Origin of the sequence: Klebsiella electrica (genome assembly GCF_006711645.1) — a bacterium.
GTDB lineage: Bacteria > Pseudomonadota > Gammaproteobacteria > Enterobacterales > Enterobacteriaceae > Klebsiella > Klebsiella electrica.
In genome coordinates this window covers 256,167-270,742 of the sequence record NZ_CP041248.1, presented here as the reverse complement: position 1 = coordinate 270,742, position 14,576 = coordinate 256,167, and the positions used below count along the sequence as shown (strand labels likewise).

Here is a 14,576-nt window from a genome sequence, read left to right as displayed (position 1 = left end):
CCGAACTCACGGGACAAACTGACATACTCTTTCAGGAGGTGATGCTTAGGGTCGGTAAACGCCTCTGGAGGAATCACCTGATATGCAACTGACGAAAGTATACGGAAAGTCAGTTCAGATGCTGTCCAGCCCTCACGCCGAAGCCGAATAATTGTTATAACGAGATCATCGATACCAGGCATATCCGGTTCGATATATAGGGACATCAGAGTGTCGTTCATTCCGGGAGGAAGGCTAGCAGAGTGTGACGGGTTGCTCATAGGGTAAGGTACTGATCGGACGTAGAAGAAGCGCTTATGTTACGGAATTCGCTCTGGTGGGTTTTAGCTCCAGTGGCGAACGCTGGAACTACGGGTAAAAAAATCCCCGGTTTACCGGGGAAGTTAACAACTACCTCCAGAAGGGTTGGAGGCAAAGCCGGTTGGGCGACCGGCCACAGGGAATGCTACGGCTTAATGCCGAGTACTACACCGCCATAGACCAGGTACATCACGATGGCGAACAGCATGAAGAAATGGGTTACCGGGTGCGCCAGCGCGGCTGCTGCCGCATTGCTTGCGCTGAGCTTCAGTGAGCCAAAAGAGTGATTACGAACAGCTTGTGCTTTCATGGGTCGCTCCTGATAACGGGTTACATGTTGTGGCTTCTGTATCCAGTATCTGGTGAGTGACTCAGGTGACGAAGAAAACCAGGGCATAAAAAGCCCTGTATTTTCAGAAAGATAATATCGGTTTCGTTTTGTGTTGTGCTTGCTATTCCGGGCATAAAAAAACCGCCTGGTGAACCAGACGGCTTTGGGATAAACAGGCTTTACACAGACAGGTCAGTGGATCATTTAAGTCACTTAACCCCCTTAATCGCCAGTGTATTGCCACCAGCAGTACGTGGTCTAACGCTTAAATATCGTAGCGACCTTCTTTGATTTGCTGGAGCTGTTCAGCCAGCACCTTCGCCAGTGGTTCGGCTTCTTCTTCATCATCAAGATTGTCGATGAGCGTCAGATTCGACTCACCCGCACGGCGGGCATAAACCCCATACGCTCGCTGGCCGGAGATATCGGTGACCGAAGTCTGAGAGTGATCGCAGATGATATTGCCGTGACGGTCTACCGGCCCGAAGCTGATGGCTTCATAATCCGCATCGTGGCCCAATGGTAAATCGCGCAAAACAAACAGGCGTAATGGGAGAACGTCGTACTCAGCACCACATTTTGCTGCCACATCCAGATCGTTAATTTCACGGAGAAAATCTTTCGCTACCACCGAGTCAGAATGCATCCGGTAAATGGTCGATGCGGCCCAGATTGCACCAGCATAAAATTGTGATTCTTCTTTTGTCATTTAGCACCTGCTCTTATTGTCATGGGTATGCCGGTCGAACGGTATCCCCGTGCAGACCGTCAGTAAACGGTTATTTCCTTTGCGCAGCAGTCGCATTGGTATTCGTTGATACCACCAGTTGCGACCCAGTTTATTGCGCCGCAGCGGCAACTCAACAGCTGGCGCATACCAGGAGCAAGTGCCCGCTCTGAAAACGACTCAACCGGGACTTCGCCCGGGTAGTAGTAACCTTTTATCAGCTTGCTGCGTGAATGCCCGTCAGTGTCGGTGTAATGCAGATACACCTTCCGGGTATAAATCATACCCGAGTCAGTGCCGAACTGCGTTTTCAGAAGCATACATATCCTCCAGACGCTGAATACATTGTTGTGCGGCCTTATCAAGTAGTTCAGCCGTGGGTTCATCATAGATGCCACGTACCAGCAGACCAAATATTTCCGGGTCTACAGACAAATCGTACATGCATACGCGAACGCCAAGCGCTGTACGTAGCGCATAGACATGGCGGTTAGGCTTTCCGCCGATACCGGTGACTGACGCGACATTTTCAAAATTACCAGGGTTAACCAGGTTAATCACGGGGCACGATATACACTCAGGGATCCGCTTCAGAGCCACAGCATCCAGATACAGGCTGTGGCCCACTTTCAGGTTTTTTGGCAACGCTTGCAACGGCATGGCTTCGAGGGCCAGATTTTCTTCAAGATGCAGGTTATCCGGCAAAGTGGTAATACGGGTGTTTGACAGCATCATACTGCCAGCTACTTTCAGCGTATCCGGCAGATAGGCGATATCAGTACACATGATGTCCAGAACGCGGCCCACCGTCAGATTTTCCGGCAGATACTTAAGACGTGAAGAATTCGCCATGAGCGTACCGGTAATGGTCAGGTTGTCAGGGAGAGATTCCAGCTCAGAGTAGCTGATAAACAGATTGCGGGCCACCAGCCCGGCAGGGATGCTATGAATGCCCGACAGAATGGTCAGGGTGTTCGTCACGGTCAGATTCGCGGGAATATAGTCGCAGGGAATTGCCGGATCTTCTGGCTCAAGCGTAAACCCGACACGAAGATCGCCTTCAACGATGATTCGTCCGTCCTGAAGGGTAAAGGCCACACCATTCGCTGCCAGTTTATCAATGAAGTCTGTCATATCGGTTTCCTTTTAATGGCCCGACGAGCCGGGCCGGAGGTTCAGAGTTTGCTGACAAAGTTCTGCTGCGTGAACAGGTACATATCGTCCTGCTCATTGAACATGCACAGATTTTCGAGGATGCGCTTTTCAATCCAGACGACCGGCTTTTCACGCATATCCTTCGCGAGCGAAAAGGTGTTTCGCAGCCGGGTAATGCGGTGCTGATCATTGATTGCCTGGTGAATTGCGGCCTTTGACGCTGCCGCCTGCTTTTTTACGTTGTTGCGGGCACACCATAATTCGCCACTAGCGGCTGATGCCCGCGCTGCTGGCTGACGTGAGGAGTCCAGTTGGTCATAACGTAAGAGATTCGGCATGATGCCCCCTGTCATAGTTTTGTCGTTATTGACCTATTATCTGGCAGGTGGGGCTGGTGACGAAGGGCGCTGAGGTTGTCTGATGGTTAAAAGATTGCCGTTAGTGTTCCATATGGTATAATTGAATTACCAAATGGGAGGGCTAGTTATGACGATGAAAGTTTTTTCTCCAGACGTTACCAAAACGAATCAGCACTGCTTATGGCAGGTTGCTGGGCTGGATAATGACGGTATCGCGCTGATGGATAAAATCAATCACGGTCTCGATGGCACAGTAGCTAAGCACATTTCTGAATGGGCTAACATCACGCCGTCTGAGCTGCGCAAAATGTCGGGTATACCTAATACGACGTTTAATCGTAGCATCAAAGACCGTTTCACTGCCGATCAGAGCGAACGTCTGGTGCGCATTATCCGCGTAATTGAACGCGCTGTAGAGCTGTTTGAAGGTGACAAAGAAGCGGCGCACAAATGGCTGAACGAAGCGAACCGTGGTCTGAGCTGGAAATCACCGGCAGAGCTTGTTTCTTCTGAGACAGGTGCGCTTGAAGTGATGCGCCTGATTACGCGTATTGAGCACGGGGTATACTCGTGATCCTTTACCGACTGACCAAGACCCGTTATCTGATGACTGCGTGGTCTGGTCTGGGTGCGAAAGAAACGGGGGGCCGCTGGAACAGCGTAGGCACTGCAATGGTCTACCTGTCTGAAACGGCCAGCCTTACCATGCTTGAAACGCTGGTACACATTCACGCGCCGCAGTTACTGGACGACTTTACACTGCTGAGTCTTGATGTACCGGATGATCAGATCCAGACCTTCGACATGAGCCGTCTCCCTGATAACTGGGCGAGTGAGGATGCTCCTGCTGAGCTGGCGCTCTACGGTGATAACTGGGCTGAAAGCGGTTCTTCTATCGCGCTGCGTATTCCAAGTGCGTTGTCTCCGGTTGAATTTAACTACTTGCTGAATCCGGCACACCCTGAACTCTTTGACCTGATGGCTACGGTTAAGAAAATTCCGTTCCGGTTTGATTCCCGCCTGAAATAACACACAGGCAACTCCCCGGCATTGACGAACTGAGGTGTCTCTGATGATTCAGAAAGCGAAAGTCGCTAAAGCGTTTATCTCTGTAATTGCCTTGTTCGCCTTTGTCTACTGGGGACTTGATCCCGATTCAATTTGTCAGGCAGTTGGTGACGCATCTCAAACCTGCGGTTACTCCGGCAAGAATGGCGATGCGAGTCTGGTTGGTTCCGTGTTTGCTCTGATGCTGACGGTGTTGGCGGGTGCGATGCTTTGGGCGTGGGTCAGGAAAGGCTAATCAGAACTCTTGCAACTCCCTCCGTGATGCCGGGTGACGCTCCTCACTGAGCGCCACCAGTCAGTCATTACAAACGGGTTGATGATTCAATCGCGGGCGGAAGGCTACTATTCAGCGCGTCGAACCCGCCAAATGCCCGGCCCTCTTTTGTCAGCACCAGATGCATCGGCGTTTCGTTGATATTACGGGCGATGTAATCGTTGATGAATGCCCGCGCCTGATCGGCATTTTTAACCTCTGCTGTTTCCGGCATGGAGTTATGGGAACGATTAAAGACGACAGAGACATAATTCCCTTCAATTCTTACCGGGCGAGTCGATACGGTGAGTTTCATGGTCATTTTCCTGTAGTGAGTGTTGTGTGTATTGGTGTTCTGCCACTATCTACTGCAACGTTGCGGCCACAGGGCGAAGAATTGCTATCGCCTTTGATAACGCCTGCCGCTCACCACCATCAAGGATTCTGACTGCTTCTACGCAAGCCGCTTCTGCTGTATCAGCACGTTCTACCAACGTCCTGACGGTATTTTCATATGATCCGCAATCAGGCTCCTGATTGCTGTCTTCGCTCAGCGTGTTCCATGACTCAGTGAGGTTAACTGCAACAGCGACCAATTGGTCAGTGCTGATATCACCTTTTACGCAACGGCAGGCCACTTCAGCGCCCAGACGTTCAGCAATGTCGTAGTACCAGACTCCCGGTTCTTCAGATGCCTGATACGCAGGTTCGCAGGCTTTACAGATCTGCTCTGCGGCATCCAACATCCAGTGAGCACATTCAATTTCGCCACCAGCCAGCGTTTCACAGATCATTGTCTGTACGCTGTCACAGTTGAAGGTGAGGGGGATAGGATTAGCCACTGATAATGCGGTCAGACGGGAGACTTCATGCTGGAAGCCCTGAAACATGAACATGGCGCAGATAGCTGGATTTAACATGGTAGACCCCTGTAGTTATGTGTGTTGTTCGTTTTGTTTACATAACCAGTTAACCACGCTCCCCGCAGGTGACGAAGGCTTTCGGGGCAGAAAATTCACAAAAAAAACCGACCATTAAGGCCGGTTATGATCTGGAGTATATGGGGCTGAAAACCGCGTTATGCCTTCACTTTCGCCATAAACAGCTGCATGGTTTCTTCAGCAAGCGGAGTGCCAACCTGCTCAAGAACATACTCCGCGACATGCGGGGTGAGAATGAAGTCGATAAACTCCGGCAAGGACATGCTGTTCAGGCTCGGTAGCTGTCTGGACAGTGCATTCTGGTAATTTTCCACTTCACCCAGTTTGCGCTCGGGCCAGCCCACCAGCTCAGGGTGCTTTTCCTTAAGTGCGAGGCCGCGCTCCGGGAAACTGTTACTGATGGGGTGTCTGGCGAGGGTGGGGATCAGGAGATTCGCCAGAAAATCCACTTTCTCGTAATCAAGACAGACAGAATTCATATAGGTTTACCTCTTGCCACTGGCTATGATGTTCGCTTGCTATCTGGAAAACTCTACCAAAGCGGCTGGCGATATCTCATTGAAAACGCCAGCAGAATGCGGTCATTTCCAGCAGGAGTTACCCCATCTGATAACTGTCATAAGATGCCCCGCAGGCTTCCACCAGCGCATCCAGATCACCGGTAAACTCTCTGGCCCGCTTCATCAATGCACGGTGTAATTCCGCTGGTGGAATGTCATCGCTACTCTTCGCCGGGTATTCAACACTGAACGCGATGGTAAACGCATGGCTATACCACGGCCCGGCATTCTGGTTTTCAAAGCGGGCCATCAGCTGGCTTTCGGTTGTATCGGTAGCAAATGTATCGAGGTGGACGACATCGACCGGCACGTTGAGTGCCCCGGCAGTGGTTGATGCCAGCTGCCGGGCTTCGTCTCCTCGCTCTGGTGGTGCGCAGTAGAGACATTTCCCGTTCAGTACCACCAGCGTCTGACCGTAGGTCGTACTGACGATACTCACGGTGTTAGCCGGTTGCGGGTGTGTGGTTGCAGTGTGCTGCATGGTGTTCTCCATTAGGTCACTCACATGGCAACCAGCTTACCCGGCACAATTCAGCTGACGAAATCAGGACGGACTGGTGTATATCGTTCGCAAAATAAAGATATTTTTTATCATCAGCACCGGTAGTTACGGGGCAAATTGCAGGTATCCGGTACAATGGTGATATGAAGGGCATTACATGCAGAATCGTGTGGCCCGGCAGACGGATACCGAATATCAGCAGAAGGAACCAGGACAATGCAGGAACTCGACTTTGACCATATCCAGATAAACCTGAACCCGCGAGCGTGTGCTGTCACACCTATCCCGGAAGACCTGAAAAGGGAGCTGGCTTATCTGGGCGCTATCGCAGAGAGAAAGAAATTCGCGGCAAGCCTGATTGTTAATCTCTACAACCCGGACGTTTGCGGGGCGAATATGTACAAACTCACGGCCTATTGCCGTAACGAGTCATGCGATACCCTTCGCGATGGCATGATGACCCTGATACAGCTTTGTGCATACATGGAGTCACATGAGATCTATGGCGAGACGTTTGTCAAAAAGCTGATTAAACAATGGGAGTTTCGTAAGTAGTCTGCTGCTTCAAAATACCTTTCTGACAGGGCGCTATGTGCGCCCTTTTATTTTAAAAAAACGGGAAGGTCTTGCCCGGGTATTACCTGCTATTTTCAACTACCAAACCACAACGGCAGAAGAAAATTGACCAGTCGAAGCAATTCGACCAGGAGTTCGACATACAGGAAATGGAAGTCTTTCATAACAGTCTCTTCATATAATTGGCTCGACAAAATCGTTGCATCACGACGATCGCAGGTGTGAGGTTTGTTTTCTTCGTGGGGGTTGTCAGCTATCACGACATTGAGGCAGGCAAGCGCAGGTGTCACAGTTTCGGGTATATTTTATGCTGGTGGGGTGACCACCAGCTGCGGGTATAGTTACTTAATGGTTTTCAGGAGGGTGAACTTGGTTTTGCACCGGGTGCATTGCGCTTTCAGAGACCCGGAGCGCACCTGTTTCAGTTTCCCGGCGCACTGGGTACAGGCTACGTCCTTCACACGTTGTGCCATTCGCTCATCCACAGCGAGTGTTTTGGTCGGGTTATGCTTACGCTTGGGAGCCTTCAAAAGCCCCAGCGCCCGCAACGTGGCTTTGTACTCCCGGGTGATCCATTGACCGTCGCGCTCATAGTGCAGGCCATCCCCCATCATATCGCCAAGCGGTATCAGCCGCTGATGCAGCACTTTTTCTTCTTCAGGACTCATATACCGTGCTCTCTTTAAATTATTGAGACGGAACCGAGCCGATTGATACCTCATATGAGGCCACCAGCGTCTTTACTGGCGTTTCAACGAAGCTGACGCTCTGCTGAGTAGAGTCGAATGAGAATCGCGTCCAGCGCCCCACAGAGCGCGATCCTGAAGCTTTCGCTATGACCGTCCCGTTCGCGCATCTCCAGAAGGGCATCCAGCTCGTTATCGTCAATCGGCAGTGGCCCGGAACAGAAGGTTTTCACCATGTCAGAGGTGTCAGGGTTTATACCTGCAATGCGCAGGATATCGGGAACCTCAGACCGGTAGATCACCGGTCGGCCTGATGGCGGTGTCCACGTTATCGGCTCTATCTTCAGTTGCGGTAAGCCAGCACCGGCGAGGGCGTTATTCAGATCGTCTATAAGCACGACATCCGCTCCTGAAGGAGGATGTACGCCGAGGGCCGCAGGGATTTCGACAGAGATATTGTGCATGGCGTTTACCTCAGTGAAGGACGTGATTAACCAGCGACGGGGGGATATCGAGTGACCCGACACTCCAGCCATTGGCAGTTGTCGCAATAAGATCTGGCCGGAACCCACCCCAACCCGTCACACGGCCCGAATCGTTGACCACCACCACCAGCGGCGCACCGGTATTTTGTGTCAGGCGAACGAGATCTGCGTTGTCCACCAGCGGGATCTCATTCACGTCCACCCCAGCCAGAGAAAAGCGGGTAAGCGTCATGCGACATTTCGGACAATCAGGGGCAGTAAACACAGTAATTTTCATTGGGATAGCCTGGTGTATACGGGATATATTCATTATCCCAGCTTTCCGCTTCTGACGAAGCGTTGCGCGGGTAATCAGAGCGTAAGCAGGTAAGATATTGTTGGGGCCATCCTGCAACATCAGTTGCGCCAGTTGCCTGGCTATTCGTCGCTCTCTCCATTAGAGAAAATAAACCAAATAAGCAGAACGCCTCCGACCCACATTCCAACAAAGAGGCAAATACCGATCAGGTCATAGACGTATTGTGGGATTTCATTCATAACGCATCCTCATTAATAATTTGTATTCAGCCTTAAACCGGTCATTTCATTAACCGAATCCGGTCTATCAAAGCGCTACCCTGCGTTGCATTCAGCCCCTCGTGCCGGTGAGTCAGGAACAGGGCAGGGCAGTCAGTTGGAAAGAGTCGAGCGGTATCGTCCACGAAGGTGTAATGCTGTAGGCCGAACCGTTTAACGACCGCCATGCATTCGTGATAACGCACGTGGTTATTCACCAGCCCATCCAGATCGGGATTGAGTCCAGCAATCCGATCGCGTATACCCGCAGGGAAATGACTCAGCACCATCTCCCGGGGTACGCCGGTACGCCAGTTTGTGGAAAGGATAATTCCCGTCTGCGGGCATTGCGTCAGCACGTGATCCAGCACAGGCATAAACTCCAGTGACCCGTTTTCCGCCCGGTGGAGTACACCGTCGATGTCCAGGAAAATCCAGTGACGACGGGCATCTATTTCCAGCCAGAACTCGCCCGCAGAGCGCCGGGTCGACATACAATCTATATCGTCCTGACAGGTAAACCTGACTAACCACTTCTGTAATAATCGGAACATAGAGGCCTCTCGCGGTAGTTGACTATATGCAGAACCGGCAACCATCAAAATCATACGGATTCTGTTGCCATGAAATACGGCCACACCCGGGGCAATTCCAGCGAGTCAGCCCCTTTGACTGTCGGCGATTTTGGCGTTTCAGCCAGGCAGGCATCAGCAGACCGGCCCCCTGCGTCATTTTACGGCGGTCTATCCGCTCAACACTGAAGGTAGGGCGCTTTGCAGCGTCAGGGATGTGATGGGGTAACCAGACGACATCAGGTCTATCTGCCTGTGGTGAGTCAAAAACTCTGGCAAGGGAAAAATCCGTGGTAGTACCCGCATCAGCCAGCCAGAACAGATCGTTTCCGTCCCATTGGCCATTAACGAAGCCGACATATTTGGTGGCGCTTTCGGAGAGAATGGTTTTTCCCGGTACAAACTGATGATCAACATGAAACACGAGATGGCGGTCGACTGCATCGGCATCAACCGGCAGGTCAAACTCCCGTCCCGTATTCCATGCGCGTTGTGCTTCCTCGCGGGTGTAAACCCGGGCATTACGCTGATCGGTGCTGTAACCTCTGCCGTGATGGCTATGAAAAGCGGTATTGCTACCAACGGTGTCACGCAAGCTGACCAGATAAAAACGGTCTTTCATGAAACACTCCAGAGGATGATGGCAGGAAAATAGCCCGGCGCGGCGGATACCGACACCGGGGAGGAGGGGTTAGCTTTCGATTTTGCTGACGTTTACGGTGTCATCGTCGTTACGCTTTACACCCAGCATGGTATCGCCATCGACTTCGATAATGCCGTCAAAGTAGTCGGTCATTTCGTCATAGCTGACTTCATCAAGGTCATCCAGCCGGTAGGAAGAGCCATCCGGCAGAACAAACTGACCATCCAGCGTGGCAAGGTCATACGCCAGCGGGGTAACCGTGAAGTAATACTCATCGGTGAACCAGACCGCGCCAACCACCAGTGGGTGAGAAATGTGGAATTCGACGGTGTTATAGCCCTGCGCTGCGATTGCATCCAGCAAATCAATGAAGCCGGGCATCGTATCGCCATCCCAGCCATCAGCCGATAAGGAAGGCTTGAGGTTATCCCAGTCGCTCAGACTGAAAAACACTGTGCCCTCACCGTCATCGCTGATATGGGATGAAATGTACGTCGCGCTTGCTTTTGAAGCCATTGCAAACAGGAAGTCCTCATCGAGCACGTGTTTGAGGGAGGTTTTAAAAACCTTGTCAGTGCCTGCTGCCGGGATAATCGCTAACATGAAACACCTCAGTGGTTGTGTTGGTCTGTTTTTATTATCGAACGACTGAGTCTGCTGACGAAGGAAAAAAGGGGACAAAAAGAGGCTGTTTTCTCAATAAAATCAGAAAGATTGTGACGGCCCGAATTCAGATGAAACGGGCGCAGACGGGGGGTTATTTGCTGGCGGATTCGGCTTCGTAAATGACTTCGTCGGCCCAGTCTCGATCAAATCCCGGCATCACCGGTAATGCTGCAACGACATCGGTAGGGAGGGCATCAATATAATCGCGCATGGCTTTTGCCACTTCCAGCAGTTCATTTTGCTTCATCATTTTCTCGCTCATTATCTCTGTCAGAAACCATCCAGCAGGAAGTCCACCGCACTTTTGATAGTGTGCCGGAACGGAGATGCGTCCATGACCGCCTGACCGAGCTGCTTCACGCGGACTGAAGCCATTTCATGCGTCATCAGGATAACGTCATTCCCTTCCACCTGTATGACCGGAGTTAATCGCGCAACCGGGGCCGAGGCTCCTTTTTTAAGCCGATGAAGGGGGATCACCAGGCGGGTATTTAACTCGCCAATGATGTCGCTCTGTATATCCAGCAGGTAAGGGTATGCCTGGCTGTTGCCGGGATTGCGGTAAACGGTATATTGCATTATCAGAACGTCCTGTATTCGTCAGACAGTAACCCATGCTCTTCAGTGATGCGGTTCAACTCCTGAATACCAGCACGATTCTGTCGTTTCCATTCTTCCGCTGCACTGGCCTTCAGTTTGCTCTGAAGCGCTTCTGCCAGCGTGGCGGACAAGTTAATCCCAGCGTCTTTTGCCTGCTGTACGAGCATTGGCTCAAGGGTGACACTGACGGTTTTTTTCTGGCGAGCAGCTGTAGCCTGCATGTGTCCTCCAATAAAAAAGCACGTGTCGATTACACGTGCTTTAAGTATGCGCCCATTTTATCCCACCAGCAAATTTGTTTGCCTCCGAGAGAGTCTACTGCGTCAGTTCAGCAGGTCAGATGGCCTAGACCGCAGAGGCTACGTTTTTCCAATCATGATAAGCAACACACGCCTGTTTGGCAGGTTGGCTGCAACTTTAGCTGCTTTATCAATGCTTTGTGCTGTATACACTACCCCTCTTTCTTTCAGGTTCTCCGCGTTCTGACGCAGCGTTTCCTCTGAAAAGCTGGACGACTCATCAATGCCAACTGGGCCGGGCTTTGCACCGCGCAAACTGAATGGCACAGGGCCATGCCAATCATTCTTTACCAGTAACAGTCGGGCATCAATGATCCGTCCTGGTAGCGTTCTTTCGATGAGGTAACTTTTTCCGGTTCCAGTGCTGCCAATCAGGCAAACGGTGTAACCGAAACGCAATGCCCATCGAATGATTAGAGCCCAATACCGCGCCCGGAACGCGGAAATGACAGGCATTTCACCTGGTCTAAATACCGCTGCGAAAAGACATGAATAGCTATATTTCTCAGCGTTACAATCTTTCATAAAACTTTATCCAGTGATGTGTTTTTGGGGAATTTTCTGCCCGCCCAGCAGGTAGCTGGTGTATCTGAAGTACATAACATCTTGTAGTTGCCTCTGACTATCTCTCTGGATATAGACTTATCAAATTCATTTCTATCCATATCAAATAGCCAGTAGAACCCATCAGCATAGATAATTGTGGTTCGATTGGGATCCGAAGCTACGACGCGAGCATCCGTAATCAAATTCTCCTCATAGCGCAAAGGCGAAGCGGAGAAAAAGAATATTATTAATACGAACCAACTCCCTATGAAACACGGTAAAACATGTTTTTTGCAATCCTTTAAACCATCTTTGTTGCCTTTCATTTTGTAGTCATAAAGACCAAGCAAAAAAAGTAAGAAAGAAAAAGCAAACCCCAGAAAAACGTGAGTATAAAACTGATGGATGCCGTCACTCCATGTAATACTGATACTTCCAGCATTTGTTCTTTTTGTTGTTATTTCTGGTAATGCTGCCAACTTACTGATTTAGTGTATGATGGTGATTTTAAGGTGCTTGCGTGGCTTCCATTTCCATCAGATGTCCTTCCTGCTCCGCTACTGAAGGCGTGGTGCGTAACGGCAAAAGCACTGCCGGACATCAGCGCTATCTCTGCTCTCATTGCCGTAAAACATGGCAACTACAGTTCACTTACACCGCCTCTCAGCCCGGTACGCACCAGAAAATCATTGATATGGCCATGAATGGCGTCGGATGTCGCGCCAGTGCACGCATTATGGGCGTTGGCCTCAACACGGTTTTACGTCACTTAAAAAACTCAGGCCGCAGTCGGTAACCTCGCGCATACAACCGGGCAGTGATGTGATTGTCTGCGCTGAAATGGACGAACAGTGGGGCTACGTCGGTGCTAAATCACGTCAGCGCTGGCTGTTTTACGCGTATGACAGGATACGGAGGACGGTTGTGGCGCACGTCTTCGGTGAACGCACTCTGGCCACACTGGAGCGTCTTCTGAGCCTGCTGTCGGCCTTTGAGGTCGTGGTATGGATGACGGATGGCTGGCCGCTGTATGAATCCCGCCTGAAGGGAAAGCTGCACGTTATCAGCAAGCGTTACACTCAGCGCATTGAGCGACATAACCTGAATCTGAGACAACATCTGGCAAGGCTGGGACGGAAGTCACTGTCGTTCTCAAAATCGGTGGAGCTGCATGACAAGGTCATCGGGCATTATCTGAACATAAAACACTATCAGTAAGTTGGAGTCATTACCTTATTTCTAATACGGAAATGAAAATGGCTGTTAACTGACTAAAACAAAATATTTTTATGCTTAATTCAGACTTAAACGCTTTGTTATATACTAATACAATCACAAAAAGTATTACGATTACAAAAGCTGTAATCATAAACTCACTCATCATCATGAGCACACTGTTATTAATACTGTAATTTATGTTCATCATCACTCCTTAATTTCACAACTTTTCATCATTTTATTTGAGAATTGACAGGCTTATCGAGTAGGGGGTTTAGCGTCCTTGAATATGTTCGCTCGTGTGGCGCTCACTAGACACCAGATAACAGAAGAAAGCAGAGCAAGCATTGCGTAAACCATTCGGAAGTTTGAATCCCACTTCGCGGTTACTATTGATTCATCGACCGCCTCGCGAACGCAGGGAGATTCGATAAGTGTCGGGGGAGTCGTGGATTGTGGCTCTTCGGTACATACCATTAGTTTGCCGACCGGAGCACCATCAATGACAGCCCTGGCTGCACTAACCAGATGCGCTGAAGGTGAACCTGAATAGTTCATGCAGATGAACGTGATAAATAAAGCAATCGCCGGGCCGGAGACCAGAGTGAAGAATGCGAAGCTGCGGCAGGCCGTAGTATGGCGATGCAAATTAGCGAGAAATGTCATCATGATTTGTCACTCTGGGTTTTAGTCGTATCCGACTCGGTGTCACATCGCTGGAAAGCTACTTGAGGAGGAATTTGATCAACCCCGGTAAAGCAATATTTCAGGGATAGTTGCTTTTTTCCCTCATCCAGTCCAACAAAAAAGATATCGACCGGATCTTCATGAAGTAGCTCTTTTGAGAGCCGGTTGTAGGCCATCCAGCTCCCAACCATATCGACCATTGGCTTAAATTTATCAGTTGCGTTATCTGTAGGTTTAAATGGAATTACACGGAAAACATTCCATCGTGAGCAACGAACCAGCAATTGAGCATCACTCTGAAAGACGTCCAGATCAGTGTTATTTGTCAGGACTTTACACAGCGACTTGAGATCGTTACCCCTGACCTCCAGTTGGCTGAAGCTTCTATAATACTTTTCACATCCAGTTAAGTGCTGAGCGTAGCACTGCTTCAACAGTGTTGTGTCGTTACTGGCCTGCAATTGAGTATCTTTCGCCACATAGGCATCACTGATAAGAAAATCGGGATAGAGGTGTCCCTCCCATAGCAGTTTCTCGGCGATAGCGCCCCCCAGCACCACCACCAATAAGATAAAAAAAATTGGGAACGTCTTACCCAGAGGTATTTTCATAAATCTCACCAGTCGTTAATTTGAGGTAAATTTGCTTTCCAGATTCAGAATGCATTTTTCATGTGCATACATGACGGCGGAATCATGGCCGTAATAGAGTTCGCCATTTTCACGCTGCCACTCACGCGCTTTTCGGGTACGGAATGCTTCTGACATATGTTTTCCACACAACTCACATGGCCCGAAAAAGTCGCTGCTGCGGCCTGTTGATTTTGTGAGTCTGACGATATTGCCTG

General features: G+C 50.2%; 27 protein-coding genes. 5 read left to right on the top strand and 22 right to left on the bottom strand.

Annotated features, from left to right (window positions below):
• Nucleotides 1-445 precede the first annotated feature (445 nt).
• The 5 genes from Electrica_RS28535 to Electrica_RS26795 form a co-directional block, all read right to left on the bottom strand.
• Nucleotides 446-610, bottom strand: a complete 165-nt coding sequence (locus tag Electrica_RS28535; RefSeq protein WP_007372306.1) for a hypothetical protein — start codon at nucleotides 608-610, stop codon at nucleotides 446-448.
• 286 nt (nucleotides 611-896) lie between these two features.
• On the bottom strand, nucleotides 897-1,340 hold the full coding sequence (locus Electrica_RS26810; protein ID WP_007372305.1) for a hypothetical protein: 444 nt from the start codon (nucleotides 1,338-1,340) through the stop codon (nucleotides 897-899).
• Nucleotides 1,341-1,399: 59 nt separating this feature from the next.
• A complete protein-coding gene (locus Electrica_RS26805; RefSeq protein ID WP_007372304.1) occupies nucleotides 1,400-1,678 on the bottom strand; it encodes a hypothetical protein in 279 nt (92 codons plus the stop codon).
• Nucleotides 1,650-2,492, bottom strand: coding sequence for a hypothetical protein (locus Electrica_RS26800; protein WP_007372303.1), 843 nt, complete (start codon nucleotides 2,490-2,492; stop codon nucleotides 1,650-1,652). The genes Electrica_RS26805 and Electrica_RS26800 overlap by 29 nt, the downstream gene beginning before the upstream one ends.
• A 41-nt stretch (nucleotides 2,493-2,533) precedes the next feature.
• Nucleotides 2,534-2,866, bottom strand: a complete 333-nt coding sequence (locus tag Electrica_RS26795) for a hypothetical protein (protein ID WP_008786587.1) — start codon at nucleotides 2,864-2,866, stop codon at nucleotides 2,534-2,536.
• A gap of 139 nt (nucleotides 2,867-3,005) precedes the next feature.
• Between Electrica_RS26795 and parS the strand changes: the two genes are divergently transcribed.
• From parS to Electrica_RS26780, 3 genes are read left to right on the top strand one after another with little or no spacing between them, the layout of a single operon-like run.
• Entirely contained in the window at nucleotides 3,006-3,446 is a 441-nt protein-coding gene (gene parS / locus Electrica_RS26790; RefSeq protein WP_007372301.1) for a type II RES/Xre toxin-antitoxin system antitoxin, read from the top strand.
• Entirely contained in the window at nucleotides 3,443-3,901 is a 459-nt protein-coding gene (locus Electrica_RS26785) for an RES family NAD+ phosphorylase (protein WP_008786589.1), read from the top strand. Before parS ends, Electrica_RS26785 begins: the two co-directional genes overlap by 4 nt.
• 43 nt (nucleotides 3,902-3,944) lie before the next feature.
• Complete coding sequence (locus Electrica_RS26780) at nucleotides 3,945-4,175, top strand: hypothetical protein (protein ID WP_007372299.1); 231 nt, start codon at nucleotides 3,945-3,947, stop codon at nucleotides 4,173-4,175.
• A 67-nt stretch (nucleotides 4,176-4,242) separates the two neighbouring features.
• Here the strand turns inward: Electrica_RS26780 and Electrica_RS26775 are convergent, their stop codons facing one another.
• The 4 genes from Electrica_RS26775 to Electrica_RS26760 all read right to left on the bottom strand — a co-directional run bounded on the left by Electrica_RS26775 (nucleotide 4,243) and on the right by Electrica_RS26760 (nucleotide 6,175).
• Entirely contained in the window at nucleotides 4,243-4,509 is a 267-nt protein-coding gene (locus Electrica_RS26775; protein ID WP_007372298.1) for a hypothetical protein, read from the bottom strand.
• Nucleotides 4,510-4,558: 49 nt separating this feature from the next.
• Nucleotides 4,559-5,113, bottom strand: a complete 555-nt coding sequence (locus tag Electrica_RS26770; protein WP_007372297.1) for a hypothetical protein — start codon at nucleotides 5,111-5,113, stop codon at nucleotides 4,559-4,561.
• 158 nt (nucleotides 5,114-5,271) lie between these two features.
• On the bottom strand, nucleotides 5,272-5,613 hold the full coding sequence (locus Electrica_RS26765) for a hypothetical protein (protein ID WP_007372296.1): 342 nt from the start codon (nucleotides 5,611-5,613) through the stop codon (nucleotides 5,272-5,274).
• 118 nt (nucleotides 5,614-5,731) lie between these two features.
• Complete coding sequence (locus Electrica_RS26760; protein WP_007372295.1) at nucleotides 5,732-6,175, bottom strand: hypothetical protein; 444 nt, start codon at nucleotides 6,173-6,175, stop codon at nucleotides 5,732-5,734.
• A gap of 237 nt (nucleotides 6,176-6,412) precedes the next feature.
• Between Electrica_RS26760 and Electrica_RS26755 the strand changes: the two genes are divergently transcribed.
• On the top strand, nucleotides 6,413-6,751 hold the full coding sequence (locus Electrica_RS26755; protein WP_007372294.1) for a hypothetical protein: 339 nt from the start codon (nucleotides 6,413-6,415) through the stop codon (nucleotides 6,749-6,751).
• A gap of 362 nt (nucleotides 6,752-7,113) precedes the next feature.
• Here Electrica_RS26755 and Electrica_RS26750 read toward each other — a convergent pair whose 3' ends face one another.
• From Electrica_RS26750 to Electrica_RS26705, 11 genes are all read right to left on the bottom strand, one after another.
• Nucleotides 7,114-7,440, bottom strand: coding sequence for a hypothetical protein (locus Electrica_RS26750; protein ID WP_142255944.1), 327 nt, complete (start codon nucleotides 7,438-7,440; stop codon nucleotides 7,114-7,116).
• Between the two features lie 83 nt (nucleotides 7,441-7,523).
• Nucleotides 7,524-7,922, bottom strand: coding sequence for a hypothetical protein (locus Electrica_RS26745; RefSeq protein ID WP_007372292.1), 399 nt, complete (start codon nucleotides 7,920-7,922; stop codon nucleotides 7,524-7,526).
• A gap of 10 nt (nucleotides 7,923-7,932) precedes the next feature.
• Complete coding sequence (locus Electrica_RS26740) at nucleotides 7,933-8,220, bottom strand: glutaredoxin family protein (RefSeq protein ID WP_016241556.1); 288 nt, start codon at nucleotides 8,218-8,220, stop codon at nucleotides 7,933-7,935.
• A 301-nt stretch (nucleotides 8,221-8,521) separates the two neighbouring features.
• On the bottom strand, nucleotides 8,522-8,992 hold the full coding sequence (locus Electrica_RS26735; RefSeq protein ID WP_007372290.1) for an HAD domain-containing protein: 471 nt from the start codon (nucleotides 8,990-8,992) through the stop codon (nucleotides 8,522-8,524).
• A gap of 82 nt (nucleotides 8,993-9,074) precedes the next feature.
• The gene (locus Electrica_RS26730) at nucleotides 9,075-9,692 is read right to left on the bottom strand and encodes a hypothetical protein (RefSeq protein ID WP_007372289.1); all 618 of its coding nucleotides are present in this window, start codon (nucleotides 9,690-9,692) and stop codon (nucleotides 9,075-9,077) included.
• A 69-nt stretch (nucleotides 9,693-9,761) separates the two neighbouring features.
• Nucleotides 9,762-10,316 carry a hypothetical protein gene (locus tag Electrica_RS26725; protein WP_007372288.1) on the bottom strand — a complete coding sequence of 185 codons (555 nt, stop codon included), beginning with the start codon at nucleotides 10,314-10,316 and terminating at the stop codon, nucleotides 9,762-9,764.
• A gap of 154 nt (nucleotides 10,317-10,470) precedes the next feature.
• Nucleotides 10,471-10,629 (bottom strand): hypothetical protein, encoded by a 159-nt coding sequence (locus tag Electrica_RS28530; protein ID WP_016241558.1) that lies wholly within the window; start codon nucleotides 10,627-10,629, stop codon nucleotides 10,471-10,473.
• 20 nt (nucleotides 10,630-10,649) lie between these two features.
• A complete protein-coding gene (locus tag Electrica_RS26720; RefSeq protein ID WP_007372286.1) occupies nucleotides 10,650-10,958 on the bottom strand; it encodes a CcdB family protein in 309 nt (102 codons plus the stop codon).
• A 2-nt stretch (nucleotides 10,959-10,960) separates the two neighbouring features.
• Nucleotides 10,961-11,200: a type II toxin-antitoxin system CcdA family antitoxin gene (locus Electrica_RS26715; RefSeq protein WP_007372285.1), complete on the bottom strand. Its 240-nt coding sequence runs from the start codon at nucleotides 11,198-11,200 to the stop codon at nucleotides 10,961-10,963.
• 138 nt (nucleotides 11,201-11,338) lie between these two features.
• Nucleotides 11,339-11,803 carry a hypothetical protein gene (locus Electrica_RS28685; RefSeq protein ID WP_008786596.1) on the bottom strand — a complete coding sequence of 155 codons (465 nt, stop codon included), beginning with the start codon at nucleotides 11,801-11,803 and terminating at the stop codon, nucleotides 11,339-11,341.
• The gene (locus Electrica_RS26705; protein ID WP_227675202.1) at nucleotides 11,800-12,303 is read right to left on the bottom strand and encodes a hypothetical protein; all 504 of its coding nucleotides are present in this window, start codon (nucleotides 12,301-12,303) and stop codon (nucleotides 11,800-11,802) included. The genes Electrica_RS28685 and Electrica_RS26705 overlap by 4 nt, the downstream gene beginning before the upstream one ends.
• 41 nt (nucleotides 12,304-12,344) lie before the next feature.
• On the opposite strand from Electrica_RS26705, the gene Electrica_RS26700 reads away from it, so the two are divergent.
• A protein-coding gene (locus tag Electrica_RS26700; protein ID WP_094106546.1) for an IS1 family transposase occupies nucleotides 12,345-13,042 on the top strand; the annotation gives its coding sequence in 2 pieces (ribosomal slippage) (nucleotides 12,345-12,594 and nucleotides 12,594-13,042; 699 coding nt in all).
• 665 nt (nucleotides 13,043-13,707) lie between these two features.
• Here the strand turns inward: Electrica_RS26700 and Electrica_RS26690 are convergent.
• Entirely contained in the window at nucleotides 13,708-14,340 is a 633-nt protein-coding gene (locus Electrica_RS26690; RefSeq protein WP_007372282.1) for a hypothetical protein, read from the bottom strand.
• 15 nt (nucleotides 14,341-14,355) lie between these two features.
• Complete coding sequence (locus Electrica_RS28525; RefSeq protein ID WP_007372281.1) at nucleotides 14,356-14,496, bottom strand: hypothetical protein; 141 nt, start codon at nucleotides 14,494-14,496, stop codon at nucleotides 14,356-14,358.
• Nucleotides 14,497-14,576: the final 80 nt, after the last annotated feature.

What these genes read in the sequence shown, in the direction of transcription:
- Electrica_RS26760 (WP_007372295.1), bottom strand. Translation starts at nt 6,175, where the DNA reads ATGCAGCACACTGCAACCACACACCCGCAACCGGCTAACACCGTGAGT.
- Electrica_RS28530 (WP_016241558.1), bottom strand. Translation starts at nt 10,629, where the DNA reads ATGATGAAGCAAAATGAACTGCTGGAAGTGGCAAAAGCCATGCGCGAT.
- Electrica_RS26740 (WP_016241556.1), bottom strand. Translation starts at nt 8,220, where the DNA reads ATGAAAATTACTGTGTTTACTGCCCCTGATTGTCCGAAATGTCGCATG.
- Electrica_RS26795 (WP_008786587.1), bottom strand. Translation starts at nt 2,866, where the DNA reads ATGACAGGGGGCATCATGCCGAATCTCTTACGTTATGACCAACTGGAC.
- Electrica_RS26745 (WP_007372292.1), bottom strand. Translation starts at nt 7,922, where the DNA reads ATGCACAATATCTCTGTCGAAATCCCTGCGGCCCTCGGCGTACATCCT.
- Electrica_RS26765 (WP_007372296.1), bottom strand. Translation starts at nt 5,613, where the DNA reads ATGAATTCTGTCTGTCTTGATTACGAGAAAGTGGATTTTCTGGCGAAT.
- Electrica_RS26800 (WP_007372303.1), bottom strand. Translation starts at nt 2,492, where the DNA reads ATGACAGACTTCATTGATAAACTGGCAGCGAATGGTGTGGCCTTTACC.
- Electrica_RS26750 (WP_142255944.1), bottom strand. Translation starts at nt 7,440, where the DNA reads ATGAGTCCTGAAGAAGAAAAAGTGCTGCATCAGCGGCTGATACCGCTT.
- Electrica_RS26715 (WP_007372285.1), bottom strand. Translation starts at nt 11,200, where the DNA reads ATGCAGGCTACAGCTGCTCGCCAGAAAAAAACCGTCAGTGTCACCCTT.
- Electrica_RS26780 (WP_007372299.1), top strand. Translation starts at nt 3,945, where the DNA reads ATGATTCAGAAAGCGAAAGTCGCTAAAGCGTTTATCTCTGTAATTGCC.
- Electrica_RS26690 (WP_007372282.1), bottom strand. Translation starts at nt 14,340, where the DNA reads ATGAAAATACCTCTGGGTAAGACGTTCCCAATTTTTTTTATCTTATTG.
- Electrica_RS28535 (WP_007372306.1), bottom strand. Translation starts at nt 610, where the DNA reads ATGAAAGCACAAGCTGTTCGTAATCACTCTTTTGGCTCACTGAAGCTC.
- Electrica_RS26725 (WP_007372288.1), bottom strand. Translation starts at nt 10,316, where the DNA reads ATGTTAGCGATTATCCCGGCAGCAGGCACTGACAAGGTTTTTAAAACC.
- Electrica_RS28685 (WP_008786596.1), bottom strand. Translation starts at nt 11,803, where the DNA reads ATGAAAGATTGTAACGCTGAGAAATATAGCTATTCATGTCTTTTCGCA.
- parS (WP_007372301.1), top strand. Translation starts at nt 3,006, where the DNA reads ATGAAAGTTTTTTCTCCAGACGTTACCAAAACGAATCAGCACTGCTTA.
- Electrica_RS26810 (WP_007372305.1), bottom strand. Translation starts at nt 1,340, where the DNA reads ATGACAAAAGAAGAATCACAATTTTATGCTGGTGCAATCTGGGCCGCA.
- Electrica_RS26730 (WP_007372289.1), bottom strand. Translation starts at nt 9,692, where the DNA reads ATGAAAGACCGTTTTTATCTGGTCAGCTTGCGTGACACCGTTGGTAGC.
- Electrica_RS26805 (WP_007372304.1), bottom strand. Translation starts at nt 1,678, where the DNA reads ATGCTTCTGAAAACGCAGTTCGGCACTGACTCGGGTATGATTTATACC.
- Electrica_RS26770 (WP_007372297.1), bottom strand. Translation starts at nt 5,113, where the DNA reads ATGTTAAATCCAGCTATCTGCGCCATGTTCATGTTTCAGGGCTTCCAG.
- Electrica_RS28525 (WP_007372281.1), bottom strand. Translation starts at nt 14,496, where the DNA reads ATGTCAGAAGCATTCCGTACCCGAAAAGCGCGTGAGTGGCAGCGTGAA.
- Electrica_RS26720 (WP_007372286.1), bottom strand. Translation starts at nt 10,958, where the DNA reads ATGCAATATACCGTTTACCGCAATCCCGGCAACAGCCAGGCATACCCT.
- Electrica_RS26755 (WP_007372294.1), top strand. Translation starts at nt 6,413, where the DNA reads ATGCAGGAACTCGACTTTGACCATATCCAGATAAACCTGAACCCGCGA.
- Electrica_RS26735 (WP_007372290.1), bottom strand. Translation starts at nt 8,992, where the DNA reads ATGTCGACCCGGCGCTCTGCGGGCGAGTTCTGGCTGGAAATAGATGCC.
- Electrica_RS26775 (WP_007372298.1), bottom strand. Translation starts at nt 4,509, where the DNA reads ATGAAACTCACCGTATCGACTCGCCCGGTAAGAATTGAAGGGAATTAT.